A 26,839-nucleotide genomic window follows, 5' to 3' on the forward strand; every position below is an offset into this window, starting at 1 on the left:
ATCGGCAGGTTATGACTGTGTAACCGCCATTGACATGCCGGGAGGTACGGCCACTGTCAACTCAAGTCTCGTTCAGGACAGTATAGTAGAACCGTCTTGCAGGAAGGCAAACTGTCAACACAACTCGTGACTACCGCACTTTATTTAATCGCTTGATTTCCTTGTTCATCAAATACCCCTATTATAGTACCTTCTTAATAAGCATCCTCACTCTTGTTATATTACTCAATTGCATACATTACCCAAGGCACTGCAGTTGCGCACACCAGGGCTGTTAATACCACACCGATTACCAGTCGTCTTATATCATCACTCCGTTATTTAAATTATCAGTGTTCCCCGTCTTATCATATTTCTATGAAAGAATCAATTCTTATCCGTAAAAAAGACTAGTACACCGCCGGCCTCATAATCACACTATTGATCGTTCTCATTCATCCTCACTCTGGATTCTATCGAAACGATACCTATCCTTCACGGAAAAAGTGCCGTCCGGGTTTTTTTTATACATCGAGGGCGGGTCGAACAGGTCCATCACAAATTCCCACTCGAAATCCAAGCGGGATCTGTTTTCCTCAAACCATTCTTCACCACGCCTGTCTATCAATCGCTGGTCAAGAAACGCTTTTAGCCCCTGTTCGTCTACCCTTTGTTCGTAAGGCATTATTCCTTGCCCGCTCCCAGAAGCGTCATTGCCCCGTCGAAGCCGTGCTCCTCGATGAGCGCGAGAAGTAAGTTCATCCGATCTTCCCCGAACAGCCGAAAGAAGGCGTCGATAATGTGATCGAAGGGGAGGTCCGGCCAGTGCCCCACGTCTTTCAGGTACACGATGGAGAGGTTTCCCGATCGGTCGTATTTCGGGAAGACGCCGTCGTGTACACCGTCGAACTCCACGGGAATGAGCCCCAATAGATCGCACATCTCGATGTTGAAGGCCGGGGTGGCCTTTCGCCAGCGGCCTTCGATGAAAAATTCCGTGAAGCCGTGGCTGAAGATGATGTCCGTACCCTGGAGTTCCAAGAGCTTCTTTGGGAGCTGGTGGTTTTGAATGTCCGCAAAGCCGAGGCGGGTGGGGATATTCACGGCCCGGCCCAGGGCGGCCAGAACCACCGCCTTCTGGATACAGTAGCCGTATCCCCGTTTCAGCACCGTGCTTGCCCGGTAGAAATCCGGGTGGTGAAAGGGGGAGTAGGGATTATACCTGACGGCGTCCCGGGCATGATAGAACAAACGCGACGCCCTCTCGGCGTCGGTGGATGCGGCGGCCGTGAGCGACTGTGCCAGTTCGACGATCGTCGGGTGATCGCTGTCGATAATGTCCGTGGGATTGATGTACTGTTCCATCGAATTTTTTTCGTCTGTCATATGTTCTCCGATCGGAATTGAAGACGGATTGCTCGGTTACAAAAGGCCCTTTTTTTCAAGGAGCATCTCCATGAAGGCGTCCACCCTGGTTTGGAACTGGGCGGGGGAAAAATTGCGATCATCCATGTGATCGGCGTCGATGACCACCGACGGGATGTCCAGCTCCTCCTCCAGCGCCCGCTTGATGTCCGCCTGTCCCAGGGTGATGGGAACGCATGACTTGTTGGAATGGAGCAGCGCTCCGTCGATCTTGTATTCCCTGCATGCCTTGAGGACCATCTCTTTTCTGGTCTCCACGGACACGCAGGAGACCAGCGGATAGGACTTGAGGGTTTTCATCGCTAAAGCCTTTAGGGGATCGGACGTGTCCATGCGGATGGACCAGGCCGCCGAGTAGGTCTCGGCCACCACAACGGCCCCCATTTTTTCAAAGTAGTTAAACAGGCCCATATTGTACCAGAGGGGGATGTTGTCCCAGAAGAGGCGAAGCCGCTCGTCCTCGATAATGCCGACGCCGTTTTCCGCCCGTTCTTTCAGCTCGTCCCGCACCTTGGTGAGAAAGTCGACGGCGATCTGGGTTCCCTGGCGGGTCACCAGCACGAACATGATGCCGATCTCCGCCGCCGAGATGGGCGTGGGCACATGGCGGCGATAGGTGCAGATCTCATCCCACAGGGCGCAGGATTCATCCGAGAGCCGCACGACGTCCGCGAGGCGGTCGTAATCGAGCTTTCTGCCGGTGGTTTCGGTGAGAAATTCGATGAGCTGTTTCATCTGGTGTACGGCGTATTCCACGTGGTGGGGCTGGATATGTTCCAGGGCCACCTGGGGCAGGTCCCCGCGAAACACTTTCGCGTTGGGGAAGCGATGCTCCATGATCTGGAAAATCTTCATGGCGGGTATGCACCCGCCGCTGGCGTATACCAAAAGATCCGGCTCCGGGAGCCCCCCCAGGGGGACCTGATCCCCCCCCATCATGCCGTGGACGAAGCCGACGATGTTCCGAAGGTACCCGCATAAATCCTGGGAATATCCCATGCCCTCGGCCACCTCGAAATTGGCCGGCGTCAGGCCGAAGGCGGCGCAGACCGGTGACCAGTTCTCCGGGAAGACCGGCTGCAGGTCCATGGCGTAAAACAGCTCGATGGCCCCGTTCATGGGGGGCATCCAACCCACCGGTTTTCCCTCGGCCTTCGCCTGATGACATTCCAGGTAAAACTCCGTGACCACCCGGTTCAGTTCCTTCGCCGTGGCCAGCCGTTTGGTGGACTTTTTCGTCTTTTCCATTTCAATCCCCAATCATCTCGAAAAAACCCTGCAGACGGGTGGCCGCCTGTCCTTCCATGACACCGGTCTCCTCAATCTCAATAACGAGATACGGCACGCCCTCCTCCCGAAGACTCCGGCCCACAATGGGGATATCCGTCAGGTGCGGGGTGCAGAATTTCTGGATGAGGAACACCACGCCCCGGGCGCCGGAGCGACGGGCCAGGTCCAAAAGCAGCGGCGCCCTTGTTTTCGCCAATTGCCGTGAGGGGCACGGAAAATGGGCGATGGAGCGCTCGATGAGCCGATGGACGGCCTTTTTGCCGTCACCGGAAGGGGGGTCGAAATAACGAAAGCCGGTGCACAGGTCGTCGGCCACAATCCTGCCGCCGGATCGCTCGATAAGGTCGAATATACTCCGATCCTCCACCAGGCTTCCGGATACCAGTATCGGCGTGCCGTCCTGTGTGTGTGATCCCTTTTCGGTGTTTGCCTTCAGGGATGAAACCAACTCGGAGAGGAGTTTCTCCGCCCGCTCCGGCGGCGTCACCTGGACGCCCCGTATCACCGTGTAGAAATCCCCGGCGGAAAGAAGGAGTTCTCCCTTGTACCTTTTGTCGTAAAGCCACAGGACCGTAAGGCGTATGTCGTCGTAGATATCCAGGGAATTTGAAAGTGCGGTGTCGGAGAATTCCAGGCCGTGATCGGCCAGGCGCTCGGTCAGGTTCTTAAGCTCCTGTTCGAAAAAGAGCTTCGCGGATGAACTGTCCCCATATGGCAGAGATAGAATATGATAGAAAGAAAGCGGGATGTTTCCCTTCCAGACGTTGAACATGCCGCACGCGACATCGCAACTGTATCCCTGTACCAGACCGAAGAGGTTCTCATAGTCACCGGAGAGGGCCCGCTCTAATCCTGCGCGCATGTAGGGGCAGACGAACGAGGGAACGAGCCCGTCGGCGCGGTCGATGCGCATCGGGCCGCCGCTGATGCGCACAGGTACTGCGCCGGTGGCGTGGATCAATTCCACGGGCGTATAGGTACAGAAGTACCCGATGGCCTTTTTCCCGCTTTGGGATATCTCGTCGATCAGCTCCCCGGGATGTTCCAGCGCCCGGGTGAATTCGGACATGAAGTCTGTGGGAGAAGACATGCTCGCCTCTTCTGTCAGGATATCAATTCTCCTCAGAATAGCGGGAACCGAAGGCAAAATCAAGGGAAAGATATGCCTTTCGGCGATGGCGGGGTGAAAAACTTCTTGCCAAGCGAGACGGTTTTTTCTATCATCAAGGGAGGAAACAAGGAGTGTTGTGTGACATGTCGGCAAATCTGACCCCGGAATATTTAAAGGCGGAAGAGAGCTACAAACAGGCCAAGGAGCCCGAGGAGAAGCTTCGCTATCTGGAGATGATGCTCTCCACGATCCCGAAACACAAAGGGACCGACAAGATGCAGGCGGACATCAAGCGGCGCATCTCCCGAACCAAGGAGTCCCTTGAAAAGCGGTCGAAGTCGAAGCGATACAACCCGTACCAGGTCGAGCGGGAGGGCATCGCCCAGATCGCCGTGGTGGGGGCGCCCAATGCCGGGAAGTCCTGCCTGGTTTCGGCCCTGACCAACGCAAAGTGCCAGGTGGCCGACTATCCGTACACCACCGTCAAGCCGGTGCCTGGCATGATGCAGTTTGAAAACGTTCAGATACAGCTTGTGGATCTGCCCCCCGTCTCGGAGGAGTTTACCGAGGCGGCGATGGTCTCCATGATCAGAAACGCCGACAGGGTGCTTTTTGTCTTCGACGCGTCAGATCCCGACCCGATGGCGAAAATCGAGGAGGTCAGGGACGTGCTCAAAGAGCACAAGGTGTTTATCCACAGGGACCCGGAGAGGAAATTTAACCCGGACGGAGACGCATATTTAAAGGGAATGCTGCTTGCCAACAAGGCCGACGCCGAGGGTGCCGAAGCGAACATAGCGGAGATCACAGAGCTCTACGGCGAGGAATATCCGATCCACATCGTTTCCGCCCTGAGGGGAGACGGGCTGGAGGATCTCAGGCGGATGATCTTCGATACGCTGGGAGTCATCCGGATTTATACCAAGTCCAGGGGGAAGGAGCCGAATTTCGACGAGCCGGTGGTGCTCAAGCGGGGGGCGACGCTTTTGGACTTCGCCGCGGAGATTCACAAGGATTTCGTGAAGTCGATGAAGTATGCGAAAATCTGGTCCAAGAACACGGACAAATATGACGGTCAGATGGTCAACCGGGACGAGGTCCTGGCGGATGAGGATATTATACAGCTTCACATGTAATCTTCCGGAAGGTGCGAGGTTCCATTCCCGCAAGCGGTGACAGAAGGAGAAAAAAGATGACCGACGTCCCCCGGCCGGGGAGGGACACTCCCTCCGATGACCTCGTTCGTTCGCTGTTGGAACAGTCATGTACCATCGCCGTTGTCGGTCTTTCGCCGAAGGAAACCCTGCCCAGCCATCGGGTGGCCGCATACATGAAGGGTGCGGGGTTCCGCATCATCCCGGTGCGGCCGCTGGTGAAAGAGGTATTGGGGGAGGCGGCCTACGGCGATCTTGCGGATATTCCTCTTTCTGTAGACGTTGACATTGTCAATATCTTCCGTCGTTCCCAGGAGGTTGTGCCCATTGTGGAGGCCGCCGTGACGCGAAACGGCCTTCGGGCGGTATGGATCCAGGAAGGGGTTATCAATCGGGAAGCGGCCCGGATCGCCCGGGAGGCGGGCGTGCTGGTGATCATGGATCGCTGTATTTTAAAAGAACATGCAAGATTAATAGGGGGATGACATGATATCTGCTGCTGATGGTCAGGTACGGGGAGGGGGCTGGCGCTTCGTCGTCGCCGTCGTCATCGTGGGAGCGGTTTTATATTTCTTCTTTCTGAGGGAAAAAGAGGTTGTAGAATGGGCGCCGGTTGAGGATACCGGATGGCCCTCGAAGACAGAGGCGGTTACCGAGATGCGCCTGAATCTGAGCGCCGTCGTCAACGCCGAGAAAAATTACCACCAGCTCAACGGCATATATATTCCCTGCGGCCCGAACCCGGCTGAGATGCCGACAGAACGGGTGCCGTGGAATCCATCGGCCGCCGCGGGCTGGGACGATTTGATGGTATCCCTTCCGGGAAACACCTGGTTTCAGTACGAGGTGGTGGTGACCGGGGATCATTTCGAGGCGTTCGCCCGCACCCGGGTCGGGGGTGAGGAGTTGGTCTATTCCATGGATAAAAACGGGACGCTGAACTCCAGGTAGAAAAGGACCCGGTGTCGTCGGGCCGATTCCCAACATCCAGAGTTATCCAGAAGAAATAAAAATACACAGGCCGGAGAGGATGCCCTCTCCGGCCTGTTTTCTTACATGATATCGATCCGATCCCGACGGGTCGCATCCTCTGCGGGATGTGCGCCCGGGTTCCAAGCGAAATCCTCGCGGCGATGTCCGGCTATTTCGCCTCTTTGTCCTTGAACAGCTCGCCGATGCCGCCGATACTGCCCAGCACCCCCGATGCCTCGATGGGGAGGAATATCTTCGTCGCCTGGCCGTTTGCGATGGTGCCCAGGGTCTCCAGGTACCTGATGGCGATGAGGTCGTTGGTGGGGTTGCCGTTGTGGATGGCCCCGTATACCGTTTCGATGGCTTCCGCCTCCCCCTGGGCGATGGCGATCTTCTGGTACTTTTCCGCGTCCGCCACCTTGCAGATGGCTTCCGCCTGCCCCTCGGCCTTCAGGATGGCCGCCTGCTTGGTTCCCTCTGCCTCCAGGATCGTCGCCCGCCGATCCCGCTCCGCCTTCATCTGGCGGTGCATGGCGTCGGTCACGTCCGCCGGCGGCTCGATGCGCTGGAGCTCCACCCGGGTGACCTTTGTCCCCCACTTGTCGGTGGCCTCGTCGAGAATCTCCCGCAGCTTCGAGTTGATCAGTTCCCGGGACGTTAGGGATTGATCCAGGGCCAGGTCGCCCACGAGGTTCCTCAGGTTTGTCTGGGCAAGCTTCGTGGCGGCGGTATAGAAGTTGGTCACATTGTAGGCCACCTTGACCGGATCGGTCACCTCGTAGTAGACCACGGCGTCCACCTCCACCACCACGTTGTCCTTCGTGATCACGTCCTGGGGGGGGACGTCCACCACCTGTTCCCGCATGTCGATTTTTCTCATGGTCTCCAGGAACGGGATGACGATTGTCAGGCCGCTGTCGACGGTGCGCGTGTATCTTCCCAGCCGCTCTATCAGCCCCTTTTCCCAGGGCCGGACGATCCGTATGCCGGTGGCCATGATGATAAAGACAAGAATAAACAAAAAGACCAGAAGCGCAATGACTCCACCCATGATATTATTTCTCCTCTTTTTTTTGTACGATCAGGTGTGTTCCCTCTATCCCGGTCACGAAGATGGGCGTCCCCTCGGGGATGACCTCGCCGGATTCGCTTTCCGCCCGCCACTCGTCATAATCGACGCGCACCCTGCCGGTGTTCTTCTTTGGGTCGATCTCGACAATGACCACCCCCGACTTATTGACGAACCGATCCGCGCCGATTCCCGGCGGCTGGGATCCGGTGATCCGGTCGGCGAGTTTTCGGGTTGAGGCGAAGAGTATACCCGAAAGCACCACGAACACCGTAACCTGCACTATGGGACCCACACCCAGGAGGGCAAGAACTCCGGTGACCGCGGCGCCGACTCCGAACCATAAAAGAAAGAATCCCGTGGTGAATATCTCGCCGATAACACACAGTATGGCGAGAGCGAACCAGATGAGCCAAATCTTCTCCATCGGCCTCCCCTCTCATGACGATATGTACACATATTGATACACCAGGCAGTTAATGATACATGTCGTCGTTTGAGATGTCAAGGGTTGTAATGAAAGGCGGTTGATGAGTTGTACACCGAGGGGAAAATCACACGATATCGCCGTCCTTCGCGGGGCGCTCACGGTCTTTTCTCCTCCCATTCTCCTTGTGTTTTTCTGTGTTGGTCGATACAATCAAAGGGAGATATCTTTCATACGGTATTGATGGGTTGTGCGACACGGTGGCTATCAAGCGGACACCACTTTACAAAAGCGGAATCTCTCTCGTCGAAGACGGCTTAAATCGATGGGTTGAATACACCCGCTATCCGGGCATGCGGTATGAGTATCTGGAGATCGGCGAAACAGAGCGAAGGATTCTCAACGGGGAGACCATTCGGAAGGCCTTCGTGACGGGGCTTACCACCGAGGGCTTTTCCCGGGTCATGGCGGATACGGGGATGGGGGAACGCGATTCCATCAGGATCGAGGGGGAATCTCTCACCGTCTGCGTTCCGATCGTCATCAAGGAGTCCATCATTCATGTAACGGCGCTCCAGGGGTTGATCCTCGACCCCACCCACGGAGACATGGCCCTGGACGCCTCATTTAATCCCAAGACGGATGCCGCGCCCAATCATTTTCTGAGCGCGGTCAATTGTACGGGCACGCAGTTTCAGGGGAGCGTGAGTGTCACGGGGGCGGAGTTCTCCAACCTGATTTTTTTCGAGGGGACCGGATTTCATGACGTCGCCGATTTCACGGGCGCCGTCTTCTTTGACACCGCGGTGTTCAAGGGAGCCCGTTTTATAAAAGATACGACATTCGACCGCGCGACGTTTCACGGTACGGCCCAATTTGTAGCAGTCGAGTTTCAAGGGAGGGCGTCGTTTGAAGACGCCGTCTTTTTTGAAAACGCATTCTTTACCGAAACCCGATTTTTCGACGAAGCTCGAATGGTCGGCTCCCACTTCGCACAAATGTTGTATGCTCCCGCATCGGTGTTCGGGAAGGACGCGCTCTTCGATCGCTCCTGTTTCTGCCTGGTCGTAGAGATGAAGGACGCGGTTTTTAAAGGTGTGCTGTCGGTCGGCAATGCGGTGGGAAATGTCTTGTCCCTCGATGGGGCACAGGCAAGCGGGCCCGTTCGGATAGTAGACACCCCCTTTTCCGTGTTGGATTTTACCGGCGCCCGGTGCGAACGGGACGTGACTCTCTTCGGGAGCCGCTGGGAGGAGAGCATGGATGATATCTGCAATGTCGTGTCCCGAGGCATGGACATTCAGGAAGGCGGGACGTCCGATGAAAGAGAAGGTGATGAGCGGGAGCGGTGGGTAAAGCGGCGTATTGAAGAGACGGAAACCGTGGCGGCGATGCATCGGGAACGGGGGCGTATTGTCGATATGGTGGGACTTGAAGACATCCGTGTGGATGGATGCTTTCGCTGTGATTTTTCACACCTTGAGCCGTCGAGCCGGGAGTTCCCGGTGCTGGACAGCCACCGCCGGGCGTTGAAAAACAGGGACCCGGAAGGGAGCGAGGGAAATCGCGCGGCATGGCGTCGGGCGGAGGGGGAGTACGCCTGGCTCGTCGATCAATACGACCGACAGGGCATGGTTGATGATGAAGAGTCAGCGAGGCTCTGGCAGAGCGAGTGCAGGATTCGGGGGCTTTCCGGCTGGAAGATGCGGCTTTTCAGGATTCACCAGCAGAACGTGAAATGGAGAAGGGACAGGAAAAAGAAAAAGGAGTCATCCAATACGGAAAAAAATCGGAAAGGCGGAGTCTCTCCCGGTTCGAAGAATGATTGAAATATGTCGGCGCTTCGCCTTGTTTCCGTGTCATTTATATATATCACTATCGCCTCATGTCTTCCTGACGAGCGGTGCCGCGCCCAACCGATCCGTTATATAACCGGATAAAAGTCCCCGGTGAGGGGCGGCGCGTGTGCCGCCGCTTTTTGTCTGCGATGATGGTTTTCAGAACCGATTCGTGTGCATGACATCCGAAAGCTTCCGCTTGGGGACCATGTGGGTGCCGTCCGGCTCCCGGTAGTATCGCGTGTCTTCGCCCTCGGTATCAATGGCCACGGCCCGTTCCGCCGGGTGCCCCAGGGCGATGACCGCGTCGACGGCGTACCCCTTTGGGATTGAGAGAAGCTTCGTCATGCCCTCGCGGTCCACGTTGACCACAAAACAGCTCCCCAGCCCCCGGGCGGTCGCCTCAAGCATGATATTCTCCCCCGCCGCTCCTACGTCCCACTGATAACCGCTCTTCATGATGCGTGTGTTCACCAGGATCACGATGTATGCCGACGGACGCTCGTCGAACGTCGGCCTTTCTTCGTCCGAAAGAAGAGCCGCCAACCGGATGAGGGAAAAACACTCGTCCACCGGTCCGTCTTCATCCACGATGATATATTCGAGGGGCTGGAGGTTCGCCGCCGCCGGCCCCAATCTTGCCAGGTCCACGAGAGTGACGAGGAGGCTCTTCTCCACCGGCATTCTCTGAAACCGCCGTATGGTCCTTCTTGTCCGTATTGCATCGGCCACATTCATAGACGTCCTCCATGAAACATGTTTCCCATCTTACCGGCGAATCGGGCCGTTGTCCAGCCCCGTTCATAAATTTTATATTTCCATCGGTTGCTTCATACAATTGAGCGGTGATTATTCTTACATAAGGAGCGACGATATGGATGACACATATGTCATGGGCGCTTCCGGATCGATTGCGGGAAACGAGACGATTCCCGCCTCCCCGGCCGGAGAGACGACCGCACCCGTTCCCGGGGATGACACCGGACAGCGACAATTTTCCGAGGAGTACGTGCGGGAGCTTCGCGAGGAGAACAAGGCCAGACGCCTGGAAAACCTGAAGCTTAAAGAAGAGATCGACGGCCTGAAGACGAAACTGACCGAGGCCGTGCGGGAGATTTCCGCGGCCCTGGGATTGGATAACACGCAATCGATGGAGACGGTCATCCGGGCGGCGGTGGAGGGCGTGAACACCGCCCGGGAAGCCCTGATATTCGCCGCGTTTCAGGCGGAGGCCCAAAACGCCGGCATGGCCGATGATGTGATCGGTGATGCCTTCGCCCTGGCGGACACCGGCGGCATTGCGGTGGATCCGGTCACCCGGGAGGTGACCGGCGCGGCCCAGGCCGTGTCGGACCTGTTCGACCGAAAGCCCTATCTCTTCGAAAATCCGTATGCAAAAAAGGACGTAGGCGCCGAGACGAACCCAGCGTCGGATCGAATGATCCCGTCGGCGGATGTGGAGAGGCTGGCGGCGGAGCTGGGGGTGAGCCCCGAGTTTGCCCGGGAGCTCTCCCGCTCGAGAAGCGATCGCCTGGGGAAAGGCGTTCCCCTGGCGGACCTGTGGCGGCGTCCCAGGATACGGAAGCTCTCGATTTTTTCACAAGACACATGATTGACTGAAAGAAGGAGATTTATATGGCACCCTATATGAAATACGGCTATTCATACGGCCCCAGGGTGGTGATTACGGCGAAGGTGGCCGATACTGGCGCCATCGATGACGGAGATATTGTGGTGCTGGACGCCGTCGGCGGAGCGACCGGCTCCGGATACGTCAAGAAGTGGTCCGCGGCCACGGACGCGGTGGTGGGGGCGGCCCTGGAGAGCGTCGAGACCGCACCGGCGGCGGACGGCGGCGATACCGTCCAGGTGGTCCTGGCACTCCCCGGCACGGTCTTCGTGTATCCGGCGTCGGGCGTCACCCAGGCCGCGTGTTTTCAGTGCTGTGACATCGACGGCGGACAATCCATCGATTTCGACGCGGACACCTATCAGAACGCATGGATCGTTGAGGTGGACGAGGACATGGATTTGGCGTATGTGATGTTCAAGGGCCCCTTCACCGATGTGGGTGCGGCCGGCACCATCGACTACGGCGTGGCCTAAGGAGGAACGACATGGGAATAATGGTAGGCAGTAACTTTCCCCGGGCTCTGGCCCAGGATCTGTACGAGTGGTACTTCGAGGCGTACGACGCCGAGGAGACCGTGTACGACAAGATCATCGAGGTCATCCCGATGGATTCCGGCGACGGAATCAAGGGGACGGAGGTCATCGGCGTCTCGAAGCTCAAAGAGGTACCGGACGGCCAGGAAATCCCCCTGACCGAGCCGCTGGAGGGCTGGACCTGGTACATCAAGTTCAAGACATACAAGGACCAGATCGCCGTCACCGACGATATGCTCTCGGACCTGATGGGCGGGAAGATCAGCGGCGACCTGATGGAGTTCGCCCGGGGCTGGGGCGAGGGGGTGCGCATCACCGAGGAGGAGGCCGTGGCCCGGCTCTTCAACGCGGGAACCCTCACCGCGGGGGATAAACCAGCGTTCGACGGGAGCTTCACCGGCGAGGACGATCCGCATCCCGCCCACATCTACGACGGGAAGCCGTTTTTTGCGCCCTCGGGCTCGGGCCACCCCTTCAAGCTCGACGCATCCAGCGTGCTGGGGAATCTCACGGAGTCGCTCAACCTTGATTACTCGAACATCCAGACGGTTTATACGGCCATGAGCGTCGCCAACGCAAAAAACGAGCGGGGCGACAACATCAGGATCGAGCCGAACGTGATCGTCACCAATCCGAACAATCGCTTCGTGCTGGATCAGATCCTCAAGAGCGACTACGAGATCGACAACTACGGCAACAAGAACGTCATCGGAAACCTGTTTGTGCCGGTCTACTGGCGGTATCTCGAGGATACCGACGCCTGGTTCATGGGCGTGGCCAAGCGCGGCATCCGCTTTTACGACAGGATGCCTCCCAAGATCACCGTCTACCGGGACGAGAAGACCGACACCTGGTTTGCGAAGGTCAAGCGCCGTTTCGGTGTGGGCGTGGTCCAGTGGCGTTACTGGTACGGCTGCAACCAGGCCGCCAGTTAATTTATAATTCGTGTCCCGGGGGAGTGGCTCCCCCGGGATGCATCGCTTGAAGGAACAGGAGCATGGCGATTATCAGCGATATTCAGCTTTCCACCAATCGGTATTTCGAAGACCAATCCGGTACCGCGCTGACCGGGTCCTTTACGGCCCAGTCCTTTGGGTTTTCGTCGTTCTCCATACTGATCATCAACGACGACGCCGCGGGGCATATCGAATATTCGTTCGACGGCGAGCACGTCCACGGGCGGCTTCTTGCCGGGGAGTCGAGGGTGATGGACTTTCGCCGCCAGCGCCGGATGTGGCTTAGAGGCGAGAGCGGCGGCGAATTGTATCGGCTGGAGGTGTATTGATGAGCGGATTTTTACGGAGGGCCGATGCGCCCGGCCCGAAGAGGAAGACGGCGAAGAGGCGCGCCGAGAGGCCACAGAAAAAGCAGGCGATGAACAAGACGGCGAAAAAGGCCGGTGGGGTGACGGCGGAGGAGACGGGAAGGGGAGCGACGGGACAGGCAGTGAGGGAGACGGATCAGGAGACGATGAAGGGGACGGAAACGGAGACGGCGGCGAAGGGAACACGACAAGAAGACTTCGATGCACGGGACAGGCGGGGGGGATGACATGGGATTCACGAAAGAACAGCTCGACGCCGTTGAGGAACAGATCGCAAGCCTCAAGGCCGAGAGCTTCAGCGTGGGTGAGCTGAGCGTCGATCAGGAGAAGACGCTGGCCGCCCTCATCCGCATGCGGGATGTCATCCGGGCGGGACTCAACAGGGGCGGGGGGATTTCTTTCGGAAGGTCCCGGCTCACCGGTGTGGACGAGTGAGATGTCCCGATACAAACATGTTTTTTACACAAAAACCGCCCGCCTCTCGGGGCCGCCGGTCCATACTCCTTTTGGATATGACGGGATCACGGGGAGGCGGGTGATGTATTGTTGTTTTTTTCATTCCCCTTCCTCATAAACACCAGCGTCAGTGTGTCCGACTCCTTCTTGGTTCGAAAAATCTCATACCCCAGCTTTTTGTAGAGGCCGATGCTTTTTTCGCTCTTGTGGCCGGTGAAGAGGTCGAAGGAGCGGGCCTCGGGGAAGCGTGACTCAATTTCCCTCATCAACATCCTCCCGATGCCGCGGTTCTGGAGCTCAGGCAAAACAGAGAGCCGCCCGATCAGGCATCTTTCCCCTTTCATCCTTCCCCGGACCGCCCCCACGATAACGCCGTTTTTCACCGCCTTCAGAACTGTGTACGCTTCAAAGCTCTCCCGTATTGTCTCCTCGGTCTCTGTCAGCGGCGGAAGCGCAGGATCGCCGTAGAGCTCCCCCTGGGGAGCGAAGGCCCGTTTCTGGACCGCCAGGATCTCTTTTGCGTCGTCGGGATGGGCTTCCGTGATGGTGATCGTCTCCATCGCTATTCCATTGCGCCCGGAACTCTGAACTCCCCGCTGATGTGGGCGGTGATGGGGTTGAAGATATCGGACAGCGTTTCGTCGTAGACGATATAGAAGGTATAGAAGATGTCATCAACCAGATACGTGCGTATGTAGAATATCCTGCCGTCGATGTATCCGGAAATCACAAACCAGTCGTTTTGTGTCGCCTCATAGGTGACGGTGCGGTCGGGATCACTCTTTTCCGACGCCATGCGCCCGGCCAGGGTCTCCTCCATGATGTTGAATGTTCCCCAGGCGCTCATCTGAGACTGCTTGTCGTGGGAGAGGAACTCCCGCCCGTCGTTGTTGGAGGGGGGCGGCTGGGGAATGAGGAGCTCGGACGGATAGGGAATGGAAAAGCCGTACCGGGTGTTGATATAGCGGCTGTATCTCACACCGTTGTCGACATATTCAGTTTCGGCGCCACAGGCGGCGTTCGAGAAAAACAGCAGTGCGGCCGCGGCCAGGGCGACAATAAAGATCGGAGTGGCGATATGTTTCATCGATATTCACCATGATTCTTTTTGAAGGGAGAAAACAACTATACCATATCACGGAGTAGTATTTTTTAGAAAAAACGCTGCTGAAGGCCGCAATGGGATCGGTTGAAACATACCCGTAAAAAAATCGTCAATTGTGTGATGTATGTCACATAAGTATCTGTATTTATTGAGTTTTTGTGATGCGGGTTACAGTGGCCGTCATGATATGTGATATCTTATACTCAACATAAGAGAGTATATATCGAATGATTCAGATAACAGGAAAATACGAGTCGCGATCGAAAGGTCCACGGAAACAGCAGGGGAAGGCACCGGAATCAACCGGGCGCGACGGAAAGCAACAACAGAGGACCGGACGGAAAAAAGTCGTGAACAAAAAAATGCCATTCACTCAGCCCACATCATAACCCTCCATACTTACCCTTATGGTTTTGCCCGGATCCCCATCCGGGCCTTTTTTTTGGAAAAAAACGGGGGTGCTCTTGAGATGACGCCCCCGTTCCAGTGTAACGTTTTTCACATTCTGAAAAAGCTTTTGACATCACATGCGCTTCCTTTTATACTTGATGAAGGACAGAGAGAAGAATAATACAGTCGGGAATGTAGGATGAAAAATCGGTTCGAAAGGTGTGCGCTGGTGATCGCGGCGACACTTTTTGTTGCGGTATGGGCCGTGTCCTCGCCAGCCTTCGGGGAGCGGATTCGCGAGGGAGGATTCCTCGATCAAACCGGCGATGTCGACACCTTCACCGTAGACAATCCCGGAGAAAACCTGCAGCTCACCTTCGAATACCTGGGTCCTGGTGCCGGGTACGGACTGAGTGTTGTCGACTCGTATGGTCTTGCGACCGAGTATACCCTGAACAGGGGGGATATCATCACGCTGACCGGCCCCGGACGGTATACCCTCTCGGTCTTTTCCCGGTCAGGATCGGGCGGTTGGACCCTTTTCTACGACGTCGAGACAACACCCGCCACCGGCTCCGGGGATGAGACCGTTCCCGGGGGGGATGAAATCACCATCCACGGCACCATCAGCGGTCCCGGGGATGAATATACGTTTCGGATTCCCGCCGTCTCCAACTATGTGGAGGTGGCGTTTGACTATCCCCGGGGCGGCGCATCGTTCCATGTCAGGGTGGTGGGGAAGGACAAGATCACCATCCTGGGAGACTACGACCTGGAACGGGGGGAACTCATTCAGCTTTTCGGCGGCGATAATTTTTACGTGACCGTGTACACCACCGAGGGCGGGGGGCGTTTCAGCGCCACTTTCAATCCCCAGGGCGCCCCGGTTCCCGAAGAGAGCATCCTTGCCCAGGGGATCCTTTCGGGGGTGTGGGACACAAAAGAGGTGATATTTGAGGCCGAGCTCGATAATATGAGCATCCTCTTTGAGACGCCTGATGTGGGTACGGAGTTTTGGGTAAAAATCGCCGGCGATCACGGTAAGACCCTCTTGGGGGACTTCGATTTATCCGAAAGCAAGATCATCAACCTGGATGAAAAGGGCGTATATCTCATTACCATCTATTCCCGGAGCGGATCCGGATCGTATCGGGCGTTCTACTTCGGCGGCGAGGACCTGGATCGAATGGCACGGATCACGCCGCCTCCGGAGACTCTGCCCACGGAGCCGCGTATCGGTCCCAAGTTCCCTCCGAAGATTCCGGGCAGGATGGAGCACACGGTACCCGAGATCGCAGGGCTCCCGCCGGGAAGCGTCCACGAGACCGGATTCCTGAATGGGAGCGGCGATTTCAAGACATTCATCATCAACGCCCACATCGATTACGTTGAGGTCACCTTCACGTATCCCGCGGGCGGGGTTGATTTTTGGGTGACGATCCTGGGCGAGGACGGCAAGTCCGAGCTTGGAGACTTCGATCTGGATAACGGTGAGATCATCCAGCTTATCGGCGGTGGAGTGTTTTACGTCAAGATATATTCCAAAGAGGGTGCGGGGGAATGGTCAGCCGTGTATAACGAGGGGAGAACCGGGCCCTACGGTACCGGAGAGGGCATGTCGTCCAGTCCGGGCGGATATATCTATTAGATAGCATGTACCTGTCAGACGCGGATCATTCCTCCGCTCACGATACCACGACACACGCCGGTTTGCACCGTAGCGGTTATTTTAAGGACGCTCTTTTTTACATGTGAATAGTCAGCAAATGAATCTACCCAACATCGATCGATTTCAATGTGCGTCCATCCCCGCCGTCTATTTCGGCGCCGGTGTCATCAAAAACATCGGAGCCACCGCATCCCGGTATGGGACATCGGCGCTTCTGGTAACCGGCGGCAGCTCTCTGGCCCGCACGGGCAACCTTGAGGTCATCGTCTCTCGACTGAAAGATGCGAATATAACCGTATCCCACACGACGGTCACGGGCGAGCCCTCCCCGGAGGGTGTGGACGAGGTGGTAAGCGAGTACCGTGGGAAAGGGGTGGATCTCGTCATCTCCATAGGCGGCGGCAGCGTCATTGACTTCGGCAAGGCGGTCAGCGCCATGATGCCGGCCGAGGGTTCCGTCCTCGATTACCTGGAGGGTGTGGGGACGAAATCCCCGGATGGGAAGAAGCTCCCCTTTCTGGCGTGTCCCACCACCGCCGGGACCGGCAGCGAGGCCACGAAAAACGCGGTTTTAAGCCGGGTGGGGGATGCCGGCTTTAAAAAATCCCTTAGGCATGACAAGTACATCCCCGATGCGGCGATTATCGATCCGGAGCTTGCCGTCGATTGTCCCCACAATATTACCGCCGCCTGCGGTATGGATGCGTTTACCCAGCTTCTTGAGGCGTACGTGTCCACGAAGGCGAATCCGATGACCGACGCTCTTTCCGAGAACGGGCTTCGGTACATCACGGATGCTCTCGTCTCCTCGGCGACGGAGGGGAAAGGGAATGTGGCCGTGCGGGGGAGCATGGCGTATGCCGCATTTCTCTCCGGCGTCACCCTGGCGAACGCCGGTTTGGGCGTCGTCCACGGGCTCGCCGCCCCCGTCGGCGGTCGCTTTCCGATTCCCCACGGCGTGGTGTGCGCAAACCTCATGGGCCCCGCCCTGCGCCTGACCGTGGCGGAACTCATTGAGGCGGGCGATGATCCCGAATCGTACACCGTCCTGAATAAAATCGCCCGCATCGGTATGCTCTTTTCGGACGGACGTGACCGCGACGCGCTGGATGTAATCGGCGGCGCCCGACGGCTGGTCGACGGCGTACATGATATTACGGACAGGCTCGACATCCCCCGGCTGGGGACATACGGCATGACCGAAAAGGATGTGGACGCAATCGTCAAAAAAGCGGACAACAAGAACAACCCGGCACCGCTCACGGCCGACCAGATGCGCCAGATACTGCTCGAGAGGATATAAAAAAACAAAGGACACGCTCCCGGCATGAGTGACCAATACATACTCGCCGTAGACCTGGGGACCCAGAGCGTCCGGGCGGCGCTCCTTTCCGTTGATGCGCATATCATCGGCATCGAGCAGCTCCCCCAGGAAGTTCACAGCCCGAATCCCGGATGGGCCCAGCAGAAGCCCGATGCCTGGTGGCTGAAGGTATGCGGGGTTATCAAGGGGGTCTTGAAGAGGAGCGGTATCGATCCGAAGCAGGTCGCCGGTGTTATTTCCTGCGGCCAGATGCACGGCCCGGTGGGGCTGGATGAGTCCGGCACCGTGACTACGGAGTGGACGCATATCTGGAGCGACAAGCGCTGTCAGGATCAGGTCGACCATCTCAGGAGTACCTACGAACAGACGGTGCTCTCGTCTTTGACCGGCAATCCCCCCACAGCGGGGTGGACCGGCATCAAGGTTATGTGGCTCAAGCGTCACCAGGCCAAGATCTATGATAAAAGCCGGTGGTTTCTGGTGCCCAAGGATTTTATCAATTATATGCTCACCGACGTGGCCGCCACCGATCCCAGCGAGGCGTCCGGCACATACCTCTGGGACGCGGGGAAGGATACCTATTCCCAAAGCATGGCGGAGAAGCTGGGCGTCGATCTGAGTAAATTCGCCCCGGTACACAAGTCCCACGAGGTTATCGGCGAGGTGACAAAAAGCGCCGCGTCGACGACGGGATTGGCCGCAGGGACCCCGGTAATGGCCGGCGGCGGCGACTTTCTGGTGTCGCTCCTTGGCATGGGGATGGTCGGGACCGACGCCGCCGTGGATATCACCGGCACGGTCACCCTGTTTGTCGTCCATAAGGACGAGCCGATCGTCCACCCCACCATGCAGAACCTCCGCTACGTCACAGGTGGCTGGGTGCCCTTTGTGATGCTCGATTGCGGCGGGCTGTCGGTCAAGTGGTGTTTGGACCTGATGAGTTCGGCGAGAAAGAAGGATTTGTCCTATGAGACATTGATCTCAATGGCCGAGCAGGCGCCTCCCGGCAGCGACGGTCTGATTTTTTATCCCTACATGCTCGGGGAACGGCGACCGGACAATACCGCCGCCCGGGGCGGATTCTTCGGAATCACCATCAATCACAAGGCGCATCATTTCGCCCGGGCGGTGATGGAGGGTGTCGCCCTGGCGATGGGTATGAATCTTATGCATTTTCGGAATCGGCAAGTGGACATAGACAAGGTCTACTGTGTGGGGGGCGGCACCCGGAACTATTTACTCAACCAGATAAAGGCGGATGTGTTGAAACTGCCGCTCTATATCGCCGACGAGCCGGAGGCGACCCTCAAGGGGGCGGGGCTTTTAGGGGCCTACGGTTTGGGATTTATCGACAATATTGCAGACGCCGCTCAGAAGTGCTGCGGGTATACGACGATCATCAAGCCGGATAAGAAGAACTCCCGTCTCTACGAGCGTTACCAGGAGAACTTCAACAGGGTATACGAGCACATGGTCGGATTCTATCAGGATACCTGACGCCCCGGCGATCCACAGCACACAGGACGACAGACGAAGGACGAACCCATGAAACTGACCAGGAATGACATCGCCGGAATGATCGATTCGAGCATCGTGCGGCCGGAAGTGGACGAGGCGGAGCTGTTGTGGTTTGCGGAATCGGTGAAGAAATATCAATATATCGGCGCACATGTGCTCCCCTACTTCGTGGCGGAGCTGAACTCCTTGCTTGCCGGCGAGGAGGATATCCTCATCGGCACCGGGATCGGGTTTCCCTTCGGCAACAATAAGACGCCGGTGAAGGTCAAGGAGGCCGAGCTGGCGCTCAATGACGGCTGCCGGGAGCTGGATATGGTTATCAACGTCAGCGCCCTCAAGAGCGGACGCACGGATTACGTGGTGGACGATATCAGGGCGCTGAAGGACGTCACCGGGGAGAGGACCCTCAAGGTTATCTTGGAGGTCCACTGGCTGACCGACGATCAGATAAAGAGGGGTTGTGAGTGCGTCATGAGGGGGGGGGCGGATTTCGTGAAGACCGCCACCGGACACACCCCCACCGGGGCCACGCCGGAAAACATCGCGCTCATCAAGTCCGTGGTGGGCGATGACCTCTCCATAAAGGCCTCCGGCGGCGTGAGAAGTCTCGAGACGCTCGTCGATCTCTATCGCCTGGGGGCGCGCCGCTTCGGCATCGGTGCGGTGACCGCCGAGAACATCATGGCCGAATGTGACGCCAGGCCCGGATCGTCGGTCGAAGTATAGTCGCCGGGAATTACCTCCTGTGAGCATCTATTTGTAACAAAAATCTGGTTTTTTTCAAAAAAGTATTTATAATTATTATGCACGATATGCCTGTGTCGGGCATGTATACGGGCTTTTCCTCTCGAAAAGCCGGTGGCGGCGGGCCCGGTGGGCCCGTTTTATTTTTTGAGGAAAGGAGGTACGCACATGAGGGTGAACATGAAATGGATCATGGTGAGTGTCGCCATTGTCCTGGCTTTTGGAGCGGCGCTGCTCCTTCATCCTGTCATTTCGGCCGAAGAGATGATGACCGTCGACCCGGATAAGTTATTTATGGAATACACCGACGACGAGGGTTCATTCGTGCTGTTTCCCGGTACCGCCGAAATGCAGGAAGGCAATTCCCCCCACGGAGCGTTTGTGACCATCCTCGTCAATGATGTCGCCATGGAAAGCATCGAGGCCGGAAACGACGTATTCGATTACGGTTCCCATATCATGAAGAAGAACTACACACCGGAAGGAGAATTGGCTGCGTACACCAACATGATCAAGATTGAGGGCTACGATCCGATGAGGGACGACTGGTACTGGGTCAAGTATAAAGCCGACGGGACGGTTTCCACCGCCGAGGACGGCACGCTTTTGGCCGGGGATACGTTCAAGGTCATGGCCGAGGAAAACGAGTCGGGGTGTATTGCCTGTCATTCAGCGGTTTCGGATACGGACTGGGTCTTCACGCCGTTCTGATGCACAATACCGGATAAATTGCGCAATAGCTGCGGGGGATGTGTCCCCCGCTTTTTTTTGGGAAAAGTCTGCCCGTCGATTCATATTCTTCATGATGCTATTCCTTATGGGTCATACTGTCGGTACGGTGAGCATGAGGGACGTTTCAACTCTGTGTCTCCGGACCCGCCGGTAGGTCCCGCACATCACCAAGCTCAGTGTAAATAAGGTTAGGGCGCGGCGGGTCCGGGGGCGGCAGAGACGTGAACAACCGGAACGAAAGAGAGATAAGAGATATGGCGGATATCCCGACCGGCGGCATGAAGGCCACAGTGATGCGGATCATCGAGACGCTGGGCGAATCGATGGATTTCCAGCGCCGGGACGCCCTGGGGGAATGGGGGGCCGCGTCTACGGGTGTTGTGGTACACACCCAACCCGTCGGTTCCACCCACATGCGGGATCATACGGGCATCGGCGTTGAGGGATGCCGGTTGTGTTTTGCCGGGTCCGATGCGGATATCCTCCCCGGAGACAGGACGGCCCTCGAGGGATCATGGCACCTGGTGACGCGGCTTTTGGACCGAGAGACGCATCTCGAGTTTCAACTGGAAAAGACAGCCGAGGCGGTGGAGTGATATCACACCTGCACCGGTTTTTTAAGCGGGCGACATGGCACAGACATTTGAGACGGAAATTGAACGGCTGCTGTACGAGACGCTGACCGGGGACGACGCCCTGGCGACTCTTCTGGGCGCGGACGAAATGGATCCGCGGGTATATCTCTCGTGGAGGACGAAAGAGTGCCCCCTGATATCGGATTCCAAGCCCGGATACGTGATGATACGGCTCGATTCAGCCGATCAGCCCCAGAGGGTGGGCGGGACCGTGGACGACTGGCGGGAGCGCTATCTTGTGAGTCTTTTCTCGCTGCCCGAGAAGAGGGAGCTTCGCCGTGAGGTCGTCGATCGGTTTCGCACGCTGTTTCACCGACAAAGCTTTGTGACCGAGAGCTTTCTTGTCTATGATACGGTCGAGATCGCGAGGGAGGAGCGGGCGACGGATGATCGGATCGTGGAGCTGATGTATACCCTTTCGATACGATTTCTACCGCGGTAGATCCGACCGACATGGTTTTAACACCGCGACAACGGAAAGAGAGATGGGAAGCGACAAACTGGACAGATCGGCGGTGGGCGTTATTGAGGTGTTCACCGACGAGGGATGGGTCGATCTCGGCATTATCCATGAGGAGGTCATTCGGGTAAACGGTGTGGAGATGCCCCATATCGACACAACCGACCGCCCCTTCGGCATCGACCGGATACTGGTGAAGGATGTGTCGGTGGATATCGATTTCATCTGGGCGGAAGTGGGAGATATCGCCCTCTGGAGGCTGGTGATGGGCGGAGGGGCCGTGACCGTGACCGAATCCGGAACCGAGGATGTCGCCGACGAGGAGGTGACCCTTTCAGGCACCGCATGGACGCCTATTTTCCACGCCGCGGACTTTATGACCGACTGCACGGTATCGGTACACGATACGGCGGGGGGCGGCGTGGCGTATGCACAGGATGTCGACTACTACCTGGATCGCAGGGGGGGACACCTCGTGCGCATTCCGGGGGGCGCGATAACCGACGGACAGACGGTCTTCGTCGATTATCGGCGGCGGTGTCTCTCCGGCCGCTGTTTCCATCCCTGGGAGGGGGGTGAGGCATACACTACTTCCCTTCGCCTGACGAAGCCGCTCACGGGCGGGGACGTCTTTCGCGTCACCCACAGCCGGGTTGTTTTCTCATGTTCCGTCGAGCTTCCCCTGGCGCCGGGGAGTGAGGGGAAATGGGCCGGGGTGAAGAGTGGCGTCAGGTTCCTTAAGGATATAGAAGGCATATACGGGCCCTTCGGCCGATGGGAGATATACACGCCGTGAGGGGCAACAGAATGAGAGAAGACTCCGATTCAAATGTACAGAAACCGGACCGAACATCGCAAAACGATGCCCTGCGGTATACGCTGGGCTTGGATATCATTAATGCGATGAATGATGTGGGACTTGGAGGGTCGGTATCAATTTTTACTAACAAGAACTATGGCTCCAACGAGAAAAAGAATTCAGCCAGGTAATATAGTGTGTAAAGTAATGATGAATTGAAAGGTTCCTAGATATTCTTATAAATATATTTTGATTTGCTTTTAATCCCTGCATTTGATATATATTTTAAGCCAAAAGAAATAATCATAAACTTTTGAAACATAGAGAAAAGATAAAAAACAATACATAACAAATATAAAAAATGTACAAAGAAATTCAATACAAGAAAACTTATTTAAAAGAAGTCATTGTTCGCATTGATTTCTCTGCTCATTTCAAGAATCTACAAAAAAATATGCCTACAAACATATCTAATAAAGTTCTGGAACGCTTTTCTATTAGTGAGCCAGCAAATATGATAGCACAAGAGTTCCAGGTTTCTCCAAAAGGAGTCAAACAGCAACAAGAACATTTTATGCAATGGAACTATTATGGACGTAATAGGGAAAAGAGACTTACAATTGATATGGAAAAGTTTTTTATATCATATTCTCGATATTCGAACTTTGAAGAACTTAAAGAGGATTTTCTAGGAATACTAGACTTACTATTCAAGGAAGATATTGAACTTAGAGGAAAAAGATTAGGATTGCGATATATAAATAATATAAAAATGAAAGATTGTGATCCTTTCAATTGGGAGAAATATATTGATAAAAAACTATTATGCCTATTTAACAGGTTTCATGATGAAAGAAGTTCTATTACTCGTATATTTCATGTCGTAGAGTATAAACATGATAATGAAATTCAAGTTAAATTCCAATTTGGAGTACCTAACCCCGATTTCCCGGCAAAAATTACTCGACCTTTATTTGTTTTAGACATTGATGCATATATTCAAGAGCTTCTTGATTTTCAACAGATTAAAAATCATTTAGAAAATTCGCATGATTATATACAAAGATTATTTGAACAAAGCATTACTAGTGACTTGCGAGAAATTATGAATGAAGAAGAATAATAATAACAACTCAGTGTACTTTAGAGAAGGGACTTCAACAGAAGAAGTCAGTTCCTTAGAATATACACTTGCACAAGAAACAACTTCTGGAGAAGATTCTCGGATAGAAGTATCAAAAAAGAAATCAACATCTACTGAACCTAGCAATGTAGGTGATTATCCTTTTTTAGATGATAAGGAATACGAAATCGGAAAACCCAAAAGAATTATCATACGAGGTAAGATTTTCTTTGGCTAGAAAAGTAAGGGTTAGTAAAGAAGTAAGAGTATGCCAAGGTGACATTTTTAGTAATGTCGAAATGATCGAGTATGCAGTCGAGGATTCTGGAATATTTGAAGTATCAAAAATTGTCTTCCCATTAGTAATTGTACTTACACAAGATTGTGACCTAAAACAAGAATATAAAGTGCGATGGTCAAGAAATCCAAGTATTAAGCATGACAAATGGTTATTTTCTGTTCTTGTTGCTCCTTTATATAATTTGGATCATGTTTTCAAAGGAGAGCACCTTTCTAGTCTTAATATGGAAATGTGGGTTATAGATTCAAAAACAACAAAAAAACATATTAGAAATAATGAAATCCCGAGATATCATTTTATCACTGTTTCGGAAACAGACTCAAATTTGATTCCTGATTCTGTTATTGACTTCAAACATTATTTCTCTGTTAATGGCAATTATCTAAGAAGTCTACGAAAAGAGCATTTTGTTTGTCGTTTGGCTCCTCTTTTTAGAGAGGATGTTTCACAAAGATTTTCCCAATATCTTGCAAGAATTGGTCTTCCTGATTAGAATTTGATATATCAAGCAATACCAAATATCCTTAAATTAGTGGTATAAGTCCTATAAATTAAAAAAGTTAAGGTTTTCACTAACAGTTGAGCGGCAAGAGGAATTGACTTCTTGTTATAAAAGGGCCATCCCCATGCAGTGACATGAGGATGGCGTACTGTTGACTGCTCTAGGAAAAAGGTATGAATTTAACAACCTTTTACAGCCAGAAGAACATTATAACCATAGAGAAGAAGGTAATATAAAATAGGCTTTCGTCGCTATAGTTAAATGAAAAAGTCAAGAACCTTCCGTACAGTATGACTTGTAGGAATTGCTGTTCAACAACTTTCTGACCCCCGCTTTTCCGTTTCCGCTCTCCTTTTGGAAACAGTCGTCAATATCCCGTCATTATTCGGGGATTTTTCCATCGATGATGTCCAAGGCCACCTCCCGGTAGGCGTCCATGACGTAGGGAATACCGGTGACTTTTGTGCATTCCTCGGTCAAGGAGATTAGGTTGTCCCGGGAGATGAACGGGACGGCCCATTTGCGCGCCCCGGCCATGAGCTGTTGCAGTCCGACCCTGATTTTTTCCGTTGCGCTGTAGATACCGACGGCGCCCAGGGGCAGAGAGTCCGTCTCTTTACCGAAGCGGGCCTTCAACTCCTCGTAGGCCACGAAAATCTCTTCCTTGGTGGAGCCGAACTTCGAGACGGTTTTGGGCAGTCCTCCATCTTCTCCCTTGAGCCATTTCTGGATATTTTTTCCGACCATGCCCGGTATCATCAAGGCGCGACCCATGCACACCGCCTTGACGTAGGGAGACCCCAGGGCCAGACACTTGAAAACGTGGTCTTCAGCGGAAAAGCCCCCGGCAAACGCCAGGTCCGGCACCGGCTCACCCCGATCGGCCAGGCGGTCGGCCAGCTCAGCGGCCATGGCGTGCAGATAGATGGCCGGGATGCCCCATTCGTTCATCATACGCCAGGGGCTCATGCCGGTGCCGCCCGGAGCGCCGTCAATGGTCAGAAGATCTATTCCCGCCTCGGAGGACCACTTGATGGCCAATGCAAGCTCCCGCATCGGGTACGCCCCGGTTTTGAGGGTTACCCGCTGAGCACCGAGCTTCCGCAGGCGTTTGACCTCATCCATGAATGATTCCTTGTCAATGAAGCCGAGACGGGAGTGGCGCTCGAACTGTTTGATGGCCCCGTCTTTGAAACCGGCCTGTATGGCAGGGTCCTCCGGATCCGGCGTAACGATATAACCCCGTTTTTTCAGCTCCTGGGCCCGCTCGAGATTGTCCACCTTGATTTCTCCGCCGATGCACTTGGCCCCCTGACCCCATTTCAGCTCGATGGTGGTCACCCCCAGCTTTTCGATGACATATTCGGCGACTCCGAACGTGGTATCCTCCACATTGAGCTGTACCAATATATCGCCGTATCCGTCGTGGTAACGTCGATATTCCTCCACGCGGTTTCGCATGTTCGGCGCTTCTTTAACCTTGCCGTTTTTATCCAGCTCCAGTTTCGGATCGATGCCGCAGACGTTCTCGCCGCAGACCAGGCTGATGCCGCTGATGGCGGCGCCTATGGCGAAGTGTTCCCAGTTTACCCGGGCGATTTCTGTACTGCCCAGGGCGCCGGTAAAAATGGGGACCTTCATCTTAACCTTGTTTTTGGTACCGAATTCGGTCTCCGTATTCACCGCAGGGAATATTGCATGGTCGGAATTGGCTTTAATTCCCTCTGCACCCATGGCGTATCCCATGATGTTCAGGTGTGAATAGTCCACCGGATAGTCCTTGTCAGCCCCGGCGGTTATTTCTCCGTATGGCATGGGGTAGAGCAGTTCGCGTCCACGAAACGTGGATACAAACAGGTCACAACCGCCGCGGCATCCGTCAACGCACCGGCTGCAGATGCCGGACTGGGGCGCCACGTTCCGGGAGCGATTCACGGTTAGAACCGCCTCGTTGGCGTTCGGTTTTTGCAGGTTCATGAAAACTCTCCTTGAAATAATTGCTTAATTCGGCAATAGAATGCCGATGTTTATATGTCCCGGAAACGGGAAACGATGCCTGTCGCGCCGTTTGCAATGAGGAAACATATACCGGGAAAAGGACCATGAAACGGCATAGCATTGCCAATATATCCAAAGAGAAATGCTAATGTCAAGATAAAATATTGATTTTATTTGCATAATATTCTTGGGAATTTCGCCTATCAAATTAAGGAAAATATATCGGTATAAATGCCGATAATCTTTCCTGCCATGTGACCCAACGGCAGACATACCGAATCCGGGACGATCTCCGTATAATCTGATGAAAAAAGTGGTGTTATATTGG

At 55.0% G+C, this 26,839-nt stretch carries 31 protein-coding genes; 21 read left to right on the forward strand and 10 right to left on the reverse strand.

The genetic code is table 11. The features are described from left to right. Nucleotides 1–430: 430 nt before the first annotated feature. Genes JW885_11405 through JW885_11420 form a run of 4 tightly spaced genes read right to left on the reverse strand, consistent with a single transcriptional unit; the run spans nt 431 to nt 3,784 of the window. Nucleotides 431–664: a hypothetical protein gene (locus JW885_11405; GenBank protein MBN1882772.1), complete on the reverse strand. Its 234-nt coding sequence runs from the start codon at nt 662–664 to the stop codon at nt 431–433. Next, nucleotides 664–1,365, reverse strand: coding sequence for a transglutaminase domain-containing protein (locus tag JW885_11410; GenBank protein MBN1882773.1), 702 nt, complete (start codon nt 1,363–1,365; stop codon nt 664–666). The genes JW885_11405 and JW885_11410 overlap by 1 nt, the downstream gene beginning before the upstream one ends. A 36-nt stretch (nt 1,366–1,401) precedes the next feature. After that, complete coding sequence (locus JW885_11415) at nt 1,402–2,652, reverse strand: 2-hydroxyacyl-CoA dehydratase (protein MBN1882774.1); 1,251 nt, start codon at nt 2,650–2,652, stop codon at nt 1,402–1,404. Between the two features lies 1 nt (nt 2,653). Then, complete coding sequence (locus tag JW885_11420; protein ID MBN1882775.1) at nt 2,654–3,784, reverse strand: 2-hydroxyacyl-CoA dehydratase; 1,131 nt, start codon at nt 3,782–3,784, stop codon at nt 2,654–2,656. 164 nt (nt 3,785–3,948) lie between these two features. Between JW885_11420 and JW885_11425 the strand changes: the two genes are divergently transcribed. Genes JW885_11425 through JW885_11435 form a run of 3 tightly spaced genes read left to right on the forward strand, consistent with a single transcriptional unit; the run spans nt 3,949 to nt 5,910 of the window. Continuing rightward, nucleotides 3,949–4,941: a 50S ribosome-binding GTPase gene (locus tag JW885_11425; GenBank protein MBN1882776.1), complete on the forward strand. Its 993-nt coding sequence runs from the start codon at nt 3,949–3,951 to the stop codon at nt 4,939–4,941. A gap of 56 nt (nt 4,942–4,997) precedes the next feature. Continuing rightward, a complete protein-coding gene (locus tag JW885_11430) occupies nt 4,998–5,444 on the forward strand; it encodes a CoA-binding protein (GenBank protein ID MBN1882777.1) in 447 nt (148 codons plus the stop codon). 1 nt (nt 5,445) lies between these two features. Further along, complete coding sequence (locus JW885_11435; protein ID MBN1882778.1) at nt 5,446–5,910, forward strand: hypothetical protein; 465 nt, start codon at nt 5,446–5,448, stop codon at nt 5,908–5,910. Between the two features lie 190 nt (nt 5,911–6,100). Here the strand turns inward: JW885_11435 and JW885_11440 are convergent, their stop codons facing one another. Together JW885_11440 and JW885_11445 are read right to left on the reverse strand one after the other, a co-directional pair. After that, nucleotides 6,101–6,982 (reverse strand): SPFH/Band 7/PHB domain protein, encoded by an 882-nt coding sequence (locus JW885_11440; GenBank protein ID MBN1882779.1) that lies wholly within the window; start codon nt 6,980–6,982, stop codon nt 6,101–6,103. 4 nt (nt 6,983–6,986) lie between these two features. Then, entirely contained in the window at nt 6,987–7,427 is a 441-nt protein-coding gene (locus JW885_11445; protein MBN1882780.1) for an NfeD family protein, read from the reverse strand. Nucleotides 7,428–7,687: 260 nt separating this feature from the next. Here JW885_11445 and JW885_11450 point away from each other — a divergent pair, with 260 nt between their 5' ends. Beyond that, nucleotides 7,688–9,256: a pentapeptide repeat-containing protein gene (locus JW885_11450; protein MBN1882781.1), complete on the forward strand. Its 1,569-nt coding sequence runs from the start codon at nt 7,688–7,690 to the stop codon at nt 9,254–9,256. A gap of 168 nt (nt 9,257–9,424) precedes the next feature. Here JW885_11450 and JW885_11455 read toward each other — a convergent pair whose 3' ends face one another. Beyond that, nucleotides 9,425–10,003 carry a nitroreductase family protein gene (locus tag JW885_11455; protein MBN1882782.1) on the reverse strand — a complete coding sequence of 193 codons (579 nt, stop codon included), beginning with the start codon at nt 10,001–10,003 and terminating at the stop codon, nt 9,425–9,427. 136 nt (nt 10,004–10,139) lie between these two features. On the opposite strand from JW885_11455, the gene JW885_11460 reads away from it, so the two are divergent. The 6 genes from JW885_11460 (at nt 10,140) to JW885_11485 (ending at nt 13,190) form a co-directional block, all read left to right on the forward strand. After that, a complete protein-coding gene (locus JW885_11460) occupies nt 10,140–10,877 on the forward strand; it encodes a hypothetical protein (protein ID MBN1882783.1) in 738 nt (245 codons plus the stop codon). Nucleotides 10,878–10,900: 23 nt separating this feature from the next. Next, complete coding sequence (locus JW885_11465) at nt 10,901–11,371, forward strand: hypothetical protein (protein ID MBN1882784.1); 471 nt, start codon at nt 10,901–10,903, stop codon at nt 11,369–11,371. Between the two features lie 11 nt (nt 11,372–11,382). Beyond that, nucleotides 11,383–12,366, forward strand: coding sequence for a hypothetical protein (locus JW885_11470; GenBank protein ID MBN1882785.1), 984 nt, complete (start codon nt 11,383–11,385; stop codon nt 12,364–12,366). A gap of 62 nt (nt 12,367–12,428) precedes the next feature. Then, entirely contained in the window at nt 12,429–12,716 is a 288-nt protein-coding gene (locus JW885_11475) for a hypothetical protein (protein ID MBN1882786.1), read from the forward strand. Then, nucleotides 12,716–12,982, forward strand: coding sequence for a hypothetical protein (locus tag JW885_11480; GenBank protein ID MBN1882787.1), 267 nt, complete (start codon nt 12,716–12,718; stop codon nt 12,980–12,982). Before JW885_11475 ends, JW885_11480 begins: the two co-directional genes overlap by 1 nt. Before the next feature lies 1 nt (nt 12,983). Continuing rightward, nucleotides 12,984–13,190 carry a hypothetical protein gene (locus tag JW885_11485; protein ID MBN1882788.1) on the forward strand — a complete coding sequence of 69 codons (207 nt, stop codon included), beginning with the start codon at nt 12,984–12,986 and terminating at the stop codon, nt 13,188–13,190. Nucleotides 13,191–13,276: 86 nt separating this feature from the next. Here JW885_11485 and JW885_11490 read toward each other — a convergent pair whose 3' ends face one another. Both JW885_11490 and JW885_11495 read right to left on the reverse strand, forming a co-directional pair. Continuing rightward, entirely contained in the window at nt 13,277–13,762 is a 486-nt protein-coding gene (locus JW885_11490; protein MBN1882789.1) for a GNAT family N-acetyltransferase, read from the reverse strand. Between the two features lie 11 nt (nt 13,763–13,773). After that, on the reverse strand, nt 13,774–14,298 hold the full coding sequence (locus tag JW885_11495; GenBank protein ID MBN1882790.1) for a hypothetical protein: 525 nt from the start codon (nt 14,296–14,298) through the stop codon (nt 13,774–13,776). A gap of 607 nt (nt 14,299–14,905) precedes the next feature. On the opposite strand from JW885_11495, the gene JW885_11500 reads away from it, so the two are divergent. From JW885_11500 to JW885_11550, 11 genes are all read left to right on the forward strand, one after another. Continuing rightward, nucleotides 14,906–16,354 carry a hypothetical protein gene (locus tag JW885_11500; GenBank protein MBN1882791.1) on the forward strand — a complete coding sequence of 483 codons (1,449 nt, stop codon included), beginning with the start codon at nt 14,906–14,908 and terminating at the stop codon, nt 16,352–16,354. 103 nt (nt 16,355–16,457) lie between these two features. Next, nucleotides 16,458–17,678: an iron-containing alcohol dehydrogenase gene (locus JW885_11505; GenBank protein ID MBN1882792.1), complete on the forward strand. Its 1,221-nt coding sequence runs from the start codon at nt 16,458–16,460 to the stop codon at nt 17,676–17,678. Nucleotides 17,679–17,702: 24 nt separating this feature from the next. Then, entirely contained in the window at nt 17,703–19,196 is a 1,494-nt protein-coding gene (locus JW885_11510; protein MBN1882793.1) for a hypothetical protein, read from the forward strand. 48 nt (nt 19,197–19,244) lie between these two features. Continuing rightward, nucleotides 19,245–19,943, forward strand: a complete 699-nt coding sequence (deoC, locus tag JW885_11515) for a deoxyribose-phosphate aldolase (GenBank protein ID MBN1882794.1) — start codon at nt 19,245–19,247, stop codon at nt 19,941–19,943. Nucleotides 19,944–20,129: 186 nt separating this feature from the next. Then, nucleotides 20,130–20,672 (forward strand): cytochrome P460 family protein, encoded by a 543-nt coding sequence (locus tag JW885_11520; GenBank protein MBN1882795.1) that lies wholly within the window; start codon nt 20,130–20,132, stop codon nt 20,670–20,672. 275 nt (nt 20,673–20,947) lie between these two features. Then, nucleotides 20,948–21,289 (forward strand): hypothetical protein, encoded by a 342-nt coding sequence (locus tag JW885_11525; protein MBN1882796.1) that lies wholly within the window; start codon nt 20,948–20,950, stop codon nt 21,287–21,289. 34 nt (nt 21,290–21,323) lie between these two features. Next, the gene (locus tag JW885_11530; protein ID MBN1882797.1) at nt 21,324–21,770 is read left to right on the forward strand and encodes a hypothetical protein; all 447 of its coding nucleotides are present in this window, start codon (nt 21,324–21,326) and stop codon (nt 21,768–21,770) included. A 43-nt stretch (nt 21,771–21,813) separates the two neighbouring features. After that, nucleotides 21,814–22,584, forward strand: a complete 771-nt coding sequence (locus tag JW885_11535; GenBank protein MBN1882798.1) for a hypothetical protein — start codon at nt 21,814–21,816, stop codon at nt 22,582–22,584. 364 nt (nt 22,585–22,948) lie between these two features. Further along, a complete protein-coding gene (locus JW885_11540) occupies nt 22,949–23,710 on the forward strand; it encodes a TIGR04255 family protein (protein ID MBN1882799.1) in 762 nt (253 codons plus the stop codon). Then, on the forward strand, nt 23,697–23,948 hold the full coding sequence (locus JW885_11545) for a hypothetical protein (GenBank protein MBN1882800.1): 252 nt from the start codon (nt 23,697–23,699) through the stop codon (nt 23,946–23,948). Before JW885_11540 ends, JW885_11545 begins: the two co-directional genes overlap by 14 nt. Beyond that, nucleotides 23,941–24,504, forward strand: a complete 564-nt coding sequence (locus JW885_11550) for a hypothetical protein (GenBank protein ID MBN1882801.1) — start codon at nt 23,941–23,943, stop codon at nt 24,502–24,504. Before JW885_11545 ends, JW885_11550 begins: the two co-directional genes overlap by 8 nt. Before the next feature lie 390 nt (nt 24,505–24,894). Here JW885_11550 and JW885_11555 read toward each other — a convergent pair whose 3' ends face one another. Beyond that, on the reverse strand, nt 24,895–26,490 hold the full coding sequence (locus tag JW885_11555; GenBank protein ID MBN1882802.1) for an FMN-binding glutamate synthase family protein: 1,596 nt from the start codon (nt 26,488–26,490) through the stop codon (nt 24,895–24,897). Nucleotides 26,491–26,839 lie beyond the last annotated feature (349 nt).

The organism is Candidatus Zymogenaceae bacterium, assembly GCA_016931225.1.
Classification (GTDB): Bacteria; Desulfobacterota; Zymogenia; order Zymogenales; family Zymogenaceae; genus JAFGFE01.